Annotated in this window: 11 protein-coding genes and 1 pseudogene; all 12 read left to right on the forward strand. The window is 57.9% G+C overall.

Translation table 11 applies throughout. The features are described 5' to 3' along the window. Positions 1-50: 50 nt before the first annotated feature. Positions 51-845: pseudogene (locus tag ACFDSS_RS12350) on the forward strand (phage major capsid protein); the annotation flags it as partial. Positions 846-1,002: 157 nt separating this feature from the next. Further along, complete coding sequence (locus ACFDSS_RS12355; protein ID WP_375256042.1) at positions 1,003-1,602, forward strand: hypothetical protein; 600 nt, start codon at positions 1,003-1,005, stop codon at positions 1,600-1,602. Next, entirely contained in the window at positions 1,599-1,937 is a 339-nt protein-coding gene (locus ACFDSS_RS12360) for a head-tail adaptor protein (RefSeq protein WP_375256043.1), read from the forward strand. Before ACFDSS_RS12355 ends, ACFDSS_RS12360 begins: the two co-directional genes overlap by 4 nt. Next, complete coding sequence (locus ACFDSS_RS12365; protein ID WP_375256044.1) at positions 1,934-2,347, forward strand: DUF3168 domain-containing protein; 414 nt, start codon at positions 1,934-1,936, stop codon at positions 2,345-2,347. Before ACFDSS_RS12360 ends, ACFDSS_RS12365 begins: the two co-directional genes overlap by 4 nt. A 29-nt stretch (positions 2,348-2,376) precedes the next feature. Next, complete coding sequence (locus ACFDSS_RS12370; RefSeq protein WP_375256045.1) at positions 2,377-2,793, forward strand: phage major tail protein, TP901-1 family; 417 nt, start codon at positions 2,377-2,379, stop codon at positions 2,791-2,793. Further along, positions 2,793-3,107: a GTA-gp10 family protein gene (locus ACFDSS_RS12375; RefSeq protein WP_375256046.1), complete on the forward strand. Its 315-nt coding sequence runs from the start codon at positions 2,793-2,795 to the stop codon at positions 3,105-3,107. The genes ACFDSS_RS12370 and ACFDSS_RS12375 overlap by 1 nt, the downstream gene beginning before the upstream one ends. Before the next feature lie 4 nt (positions 3,108-3,111). Then, positions 3,112-3,297, forward strand: coding sequence for a rcc01693 family protein (locus ACFDSS_RS12380; RefSeq protein ID WP_375256047.1), 186 nt, complete (start codon positions 3,112-3,114; stop codon positions 3,295-3,297). Between the two features lies 1 nt (position 3,298). Continuing rightward, a complete protein-coding gene (locus tag ACFDSS_RS12385; RefSeq protein WP_375256048.1) occupies positions 3,299-3,955 on the forward strand; it encodes a phage tail tape measure protein in 657 nt (218 codons plus the stop codon). Positions 3,956-3,965: 10 nt separating this feature from the next. Then, a complete protein-coding gene (locus tag ACFDSS_RS12390) occupies positions 3,966-4,598 on the forward strand; it encodes a TIGR02217 family protein (protein WP_375256049.1) in 633 nt (210 codons plus the stop codon). Then, positions 4,595-5,485 carry a DUF2163 domain-containing protein gene (locus ACFDSS_RS12395; protein WP_375256050.1) on the forward strand — a complete coding sequence of 297 codons (891 nt, stop codon included), beginning with the start codon at positions 4,595-4,597 and terminating at the stop codon, positions 5,483-5,485. The genes ACFDSS_RS12390 and ACFDSS_RS12395 overlap by 4 nt, the downstream gene beginning before the upstream one ends. Beyond that, positions 5,482-5,916, forward strand: a complete 435-nt coding sequence (locus ACFDSS_RS12400) for an NlpC/P60 family protein (RefSeq protein WP_375256051.1) — start codon at positions 5,482-5,484, stop codon at positions 5,914-5,916. Before ACFDSS_RS12395 ends, ACFDSS_RS12400 begins: the two co-directional genes overlap by 4 nt. A gap of 3 nt (positions 5,917-5,919) precedes the next feature. Continuing rightward, a partial coding sequence (locus ACFDSS_RS12405; RefSeq protein WP_375256052.1) for a glycoside hydrolase TIM-barrel-like domain-containing protein occupies positions 5,920-7,671 on the forward strand: 1,752 nt, incomplete at its 3' end.

Genomic DNA, 7,671 nt, shown 5'->3' on the forward strand with positions numbered 1-7,671 from the left:
CAAAGGTTGAGCAAACTCTACATTAAACTGAGGGAAGATTCGGGGGGCAGGTCAGCGCGATTGCCAATGTCGTGAATGTTGATGCCACGTCGTATGACGTTTTGGTGGATCATTCCGAAATGGGTGCTGGTTGGGCCACGGAGGCCAATGCTGTCACCGAGACGACGACGCCGCAGATCGAGCGGATTTCCATCCCGCTGCATGAGCTTTCCGCGCTCCCAAAGGCGTCTCAGCGATTGTTGGATGACAGTGCGTTTGACATTGAAGGCTGGCTTGCGGGTCGGATTGCAGACAAGTTTGCCCGTTCCGAGGCGATGGCGTTTATCAGTGGTGACGGTGTTGATAAGCCTACAGGTATGTTGACCTACGGCGCAGTTCAGGATGACATCTGGACCTGGGGCAACCTAGGGTATGTGGCCTCTGAGACGGCTGGTGGCATTACACGCGCTGATCCGATTGTGGATCTCGTCTATGCGCTGGGTGCGGAGTACCGGGCCAATGCCAGCTTTGTCATGAATTCCAAAACTGCGGGTCATATCCGCAAGCTCAAGGATAATGACGGGCGGTTTGTCTGGGTAGATGGTTTGGCCATGGGTGAGCCTGCGCGCCTGATGGGGTATCCCGTGCTGATTGCTGAGGACATGCCGGATATCGCCGACAATGCGCTCGCGATTGCCTTTGGCGATTTCCGCGCTGGCTATACGGTCGCTGAACGCCCTGATCTGCGGGTGCTGCGTGATCCGTTCTCTGCCAAGCCCCATGTCCTGTTCTATGCCACCAAGCGTGTGGGTGGTGCTGTCAGTGATTTTGCAGCCATCAAGCTGATGAAGTTCGCAACAAGCTAACCCTTGTTGTGTCTGAGGGATGTCGCGTCACGCGCGCCCTCACCCCCGGGCGCTGACCAAAGACAGGCCTTCGCATTGTCTAGCTGTTCCCTTCCGTCCGAGCAATGCGGAGGGCGGATGCGCCCGGGGTCCAATTTAAGAATTTCGGAGCTTTTCCATGATGTTAGTCGAAGAGACCACCGTGCCCGTAGCTGCACTCGCGGTCAATCAGTTCAAAGACCATTTGCGCCTTGGTTCGGGGTTTGCCGACGACAGCATTCAGGATGGTTTGCTGGAAGGGCATCTGCGCGCGAGTATGGCGGCCATTGAGGCGCGTACCGGTAAGATTTTGATTGAGCGAACGTTTAGCTGGACCCTGACGGCCTGGCGAGATGCCCGCAGGCAGCCGCTGCCGGTCTCGCCAGTCAGTGCGATTTCTGAAGTCAGCTTCATGGACCAGAATGGCGTTGTCACTCCGATTGATCCCGACCTCTGGTACTTGGAGCCTGACGCGCAGCGCCCAAGCCTGCAGCCGATTGGAAGCTGCCTGCCGTCAATTGCGCCGACTGTTTCTGTCAAGATTGGCATGGTGGCTGGTTTTGGACCCGCCTGGGATGATTTGCCCGCTGATCTGGCGCAGGCTGTGTTGTTGCTGGCGGCGCATTTCTATGAGTTTCGCTTTGATGTATCCCGCGCCGCTCCGCCGTTGCCGATAGGTGTGCTTGCGCTGATTGAACGCTACCGGACCGTGCGCATGTTCATGGGTGGCCGGGTATGACCGCGCCTTTGTTGAACCGCGCGCTTGTGCTTGAGGCCCCTGTCAAGACGGCTGATGGTGCGGGAGGATATGCCCGCAATTGGTCTCCGCTTGGCATGCTTTGGGCCGAGCTGAAGGCAGGGACAGGGCGCGAGGTTGGACTTGGTGCTGCACCTGTGTCGCGTGTGCCGTATAGGATTATCGTTCGTGCCGCGCCCTTTGGCGCGCCGTCCCGCCCTGAGGTCGGGCAGCGGTTTCGAGAGGGGAACCGGATTTTTCATATCAATGCGGTGGCTGAAAAAGACGCTCATGCGCAGTTCTTGACCTGTCACGTCGATGAGGAGGTCGCGGCATGAGCTATGGTGTTTCTGCTGCCCTGCAACGCGCGGTTTTCGCGTCTTTAACATCCGACGCGCGGCTGACCGCGCTTGTCGGGGCAGATATTTTCGATGCACTTCCAAGTGGTCCGTTGCCACCGCTTTATGTGGTTTTGGGGGCTGAGGATGTACGTGATGCCTCTGACAAGACCGGGGCCGGTGCGACCCATACGTTTACAATTTCTGTTGTCACACAAAGCGCAGGATTTGCCGCCGCCAAAGAGGTCGCCGGTGCTGTCAGCGACAATTTGATTGGCGCCCCACTGGCATTGGATCGCGGGGTACTGATTGCCCTTTATTTCTACAAGGCCAAGGCCGCCCGTGTTGGTACGGGCACCCTGCGGCAGATCAACCTGATTTTTCGTGCCCGCGTTGCGGACGACACGTAACCAACCAAATTTTGCAAGGAGTACGCGGCATGGCTGCACAAAATGGCAAGGACCTTTTGGTCAAGATCGACATGACCGGCGATGGTCTGTTTGAAACGGCGGCAGGTCTGCGTGCGACGCGGTTGAGCCTGAATGCGGAGACGGTTGATGTCACCAGTCTGGACAGCACTGGCGGTTGGCGCGAGTTGCTGGGTGGCGCCGGTGTCAAGACGGCTGCGATTTCGGGCTCTGGCGTCTTTAAGGATGCGGACACTGACGAGCGGGCGCGTCAGATTTTTTTCGACGGTGAGACCCCTGATTTTCAAGTGATTATCCCTGGTTTCGGAACGATTGAAGGGCCGTTTCAGATTGCCTCTATCGACTATGCCGGATCGCATAATGGCGAGGCGACATATGAGTTGTCGTTGGCCTCTGCCGGGGCGCTGACCTTTGTGGCGCTGATTTGATGGCGAACCCCTGGGCTGGAGAAGTTTCGATTGAAATCGATGGCGTGCCGCATGACTGCAAGCTGACCTTGGGTGCTTTGGCGGCACTTGAAGCCGGGTTGGCTACCGGCTCTCTTGTGGAACTTGTCCGCCGCTTTGAGGGGAGTGCGTTTTCCAGCGCCGATGTCATGGCTGTTGTTGTTGCTGGCCTGCGCGGGGGTGGCTGGCGCGGGACTGCCGCTGATCTGATGACGGCTGAGATCTCTGGCGGGCCGATTGGTGCTGCAAAGGCTGCGGCCCAATTGCTGGCCCGCGCCTTTGAGGCGCCGGAATAGCCACATGGATTGGCGAGGACTTATGCACGCAGGATTGCATCAATTGCGCCTGACGCCTGCGGATTTTTGGGCACTTACGCCTGTAGAATTGCAAGTGATGCTTGGACTGGAGGGAGGGATCGCTCCGATGGGGCGTGGCCAGTTTGATGCGCTTTTACGTGATTTTCCGGATTTGAAGAGGGACGAATGAGATGGATGAACTCGATCGATTGAGTGACCTGGAGAGCGATGTTTCAGCGCTTGAGCAGACTTTGGGCGATACCGCACAGGTCACGGCAGCGTTTGAGGCCCAGCTTCGCGATGTGCAAGGGACTTTGGTGCAGACCACACAGGATTTGGGTCAGTTGGAGCGCGGGTTTTCGCGTGGGTTGCGCACGGCATTTGATGGGCTGGTTCTTGATGGCCGCAGCTTGACGGATGTTCTCTCCGGGTTGGCCGACAAGATGAGCAGTACGGTCTATGGTGCCGCTGTCAGTCCTGTTGCAGACAAGTTTGGTGGGTTGCTTGCGCAGGGCGTCGGTGCCGCAATGTCCGGCCTGTTGCCTTTTGCTGATGGCGCGTCATTTTCCCAAGGTCGCGTCATGCCTTTTGCCAAGGGCGGTGTCATCGGCTCACCTACGACCTTTCCCATGCGTGGCGGCACTGGCTTGATGGGAGAGGCGGGGCCTGAGGCGATCATGCCATTGGCCCGTGGACCTGATGGTAGCCTTGGTGTGCGCGGCGGCGGCGGTGCTGTGACCGTGAATATGAATATCAGTTCCCCCGATGCCGCCAGTTTCCAACGTAGCCGTAGCCAGATTGCAGCACAGATGTCGCGCGCGCTCAGCCGCAGCCAGCGTTACCAATAGGAGCCATGAGATGACATTTCATGAAGTAAGATTTCCCACGTCGCTGAGTTTTGGCGCATTGGGTGGACCGGAGCGCCGCACGGAGATTGTCACGCTCGCCAATGGCTTTGAAGAGCGCAATACCCCCTGGGCCCATGGTCGCCGCAAGTATGATGCCGGGATGGGGTTGCGATCTTTGGATGATGTGGCCCGATTGATTGCGTTCTTTGAGGCACGTCAGGGCCAATTGATCGGCTTTCGTTGGAAGGACTGGGCGGATTATCGATCGTGCCTTCCCTCAGAGGAGCTGGATGCCGATAACCAGTTGATTGCTGTGGGTGACGAGCAGACGACAGCGTTTCAACTGATTAAGACGTATCGCTCCGGTGAGACCAGCTATGACCGCCCGATCACCAAGCCGGTGACTGGCTCTCTGCGGGTCTCGGTTGGGGGTGTGCCAGTTCAGGAAGGTGTGTCCTATGAGGTTGATGCGGCGTTGGGCCGACTGAATTTTGTTGATCCGCCTGATGCGAACGCGGAAGTGCGCGCGGGTTTTGAATTTGATGTGCCTGTGCGCTTTGATACCGATACGATTCTTACCTCAATGTCGCGGTTCCAAGCCGGAGAAGTGCCTGATGTCCCTGTCGTGGAGATCAGGCTATGAGCGCCGCTGACTTATATGACCATCTGGCTGGCGGTGTCACGCATACCTGTACCTGCTGGGCTGTGACCCGTCGTGATGGTGTCACCTTTGGCTTTACGGATCATGACAGGCCTTTGCGGTTTGAAGGGCATGCGTTTCAGCCGGAGGGCGGTATGACCGCCCGCGCTTTGTCGAGCAGTGTCGGGCTTTCGGTGAACAATACCGCAGCCCTTGGTGTTTTGTCGTCGGCGGCTATTGAAGAAACTGACATTCTGGCCGGTCGCTATGACGGCGCCGAAGTTATGACTTGGCGCGTGCGCTGGGACGATGTTGATGCGCGCGTTCTCCAGTTTCGCGGCACGATGGGTGAAATCACGCGGGGTGCAGGAGGCTTTGAGGCTGAATTGCATGGTTTGACTGACGCGTTGAACCAGCCGCAGGGACGATCATACCTGACATCTTGCAGCGCAATCTTGGGAGACGCGGCTTGCGGATTTGATCTGGATGATCCGGCTGTCGGGTTCGCGTATGACTTGCCAGAGGAGCATTCCGGGCAAATGCTGGTGCTTGAGGCCCCCGATTTGACCAGCTACGCGGATGGTTGGTTTGTCCACGGCATTTGTGAGGTTGTGACCGGCGCGGCCAAAGGTATGATCGCGGCCATCAAAGGCGATCAGTTGACGCAGACAGGGCGTCAGCTCACGCTTTGGTCTGAGTTTGCCGTGCCGTTGCCAGCTGGCAGTCGTCTGCGCGTCGTTGCAGGCTGTGACAAGCACGCTAAAACATGTGTTGAAAAATTTTCTAACCTGCTGAACTTTCAAGGATTTCCAGATATCCCCGGCGAGGATTGGTTGGTCAGCGCTCCGCGTTCAGATCAGGCCAATACCGGCGGTAGTCGTATCCGATGAGCGCTGACGCAGTTGCATTGGCCCGGCGTTGGCTAGGGACGCCCTATCTGCATCAGGCGGCACTGAAAGATGTGGGTTGCGACTGTGCGGGGTTGGTTCGCGGTGTCTGGGCTGAGCTTTACGGTGCCCCTTTTCCGGAGGTCCCCGTCTATACTCCTGATTGGTTTGAGCCGCAGGGAGCGGATGGCTTGCTTGCGATATTGCAGCGCCACTTTCGTGCCGCACCCGTTGCGCCTTTGCGCCATGGCCGGCTTGTCGCGTTTCGAATGCGTTCGGGCGCGATTGCCAAGCATTTGGGCTTTGTGACGACAGATGGGCCGGATTTGCGTTTCATCCATGCCTATAGCGGGCACGGCGTTGTCGAAAGCCCGCTATCAGCCCCGTGGCGTCGCCGCATTGCGGCGCAGTTTTACTTCGAAAAAGGAGAATGACCGATGGCAACGATTGCGCTTGCAGCAGTAGGGGCGGCTCTTGGAGGCGCTGTTGGTGGGTCGGTTCTTGGCCTTTCCATGGCGACGATTGGTCAGGCGGCAGGTGCTGCGATTGGCCGAAGGATCGACCAGCAGGTCATCGGCGCCGGCAGTGCGGCTGTGGAAGGGCCGCGCATTGACCGCTTTCGTCTGACCGGTGCCACCGAGGGCGCTGATGTCCAGCAGGTTTATGGCCGGATGCGCATTGCCGGACAGGTGATATGGGCGTCTCAGTTCAAGGAAAGCACAACGACCACCCAAGGCACCAGTGCGACCCCGACGGTGACGACTTATCAGTATAGTCTCAGCCTTGCCTTGGCGCTTTGTGAGGGGGAGGTCAGTCGGATCGGGCGTATCTGGGCCGACGGGTCGGAGATTTCGCCTGAAAGTCTGAATATTCGCTTTTATTCGGGGACTATGGATCAGTTGCCTGATCCCAAAATATCGGCAATCGAAGGTGCCGAAAACACGCCTGCCTATCGTGGCACTGCCTATGTTGTGATCGAGGATATGGCGCTCGATCAATTTGAGAACCGGATCCCGCAGCTGACATTCGAGGTCTTTTCTGCCGCCCCAGCATCGCAAGGTGATGTGATGGCCCGGATTACCGGGGCTGTGCTCGCACCATCAGCGGGGGGGTATAGTTTGGCGACCTCGCAGCTTTTTTTCTCCAGCGGGTTTGGCGCGCAACGCGCTGTGAATACCAATACACCGTTGGGGGGCAGTGATTTTTCGGTGGCGCTTGATGCAATGGTCGGAGATTTGCCTCGCTGTGGATCAGTTGTCTTGCCGGTTGTCTGGTATGGCAACGATTTGCGCTGTGGGCAGTGCCAGGTGGTGCCGATGGTCCGGTCGTCAGAGGGCGATGCGTCGGGCATGTTGTGGCGTGTGTCAGGTTGGACCCGGCAAGCATCCGCCACATTGCCGGACATTGACGGCTTGCCGATCTATGGCGGCACACCGGCTGATGAAGCGGTCAAAGAAGCCATAGGGGCACTGAATGCCCGTGGTTTGAAAGCAGTGGTGCAGCCTCGTCTGCTGATGACGCAACTGGAGGGTAATGCGCTCCCAGATCCTTACGGCCAGACAGAGCAAGCTGCACAGCCGTGGAGCGGGCTCATTACTGCCTCTGTCGCTGCGGCGCTGGGCGGTGCCATAGATGGGACGGCTGCCGCGGATGCAGAGGTTGCGGCATTCTTTGGTTTTGCGGAGGCTTCGGATTTTTCAACCTCATTAGGGCAAATAGACTACACTGGTCCGTCGCAGGGTGGATACCGTCGGTTTATTTTGCACTATGCTAGGCTTTGCGCGGTGTCTGGTGGCGTTGATGCATTTTGCATCGGGACGGATCTTGCCGGTCTGACCCATATCCGCGGAGCTGATGGCGGCTTTCCTGCTGTTGCGGCGCTGCGCGTTCTGGCGGCGGATGTCCGGTCTATTTTGGGTGCCAGTTGCAAGATCACCTATGCCGCGGACGGGGATGAGTTTTGCGGCTACACGCCAGAGCGGACAAAGGATCGCTTGTTTCCGCTTGATGCGCTTTGGGCTGATCCGAACATCGATTGTATCGGTGTCAATGCGCGCTGGGCCTTGGCTGATTGGCGCAAAGGTGAGAGCCATCTGGATGCGCATTTCGGCAGCATTTACAATCAAGACTATCTGACCGCCAATGTTGCAGGAGGGCAGGGGTATGATTGGCAATATGAGAGCGCCCAT

Origin of the sequence: Yoonia sp. (assembly GCF_042093035.1) — a bacterium.
Taxonomy (GTDB): Bacteria; Pseudomonadota; Alphaproteobacteria; order Rhodobacterales; family Rhodobacteraceae; genus Yoonia.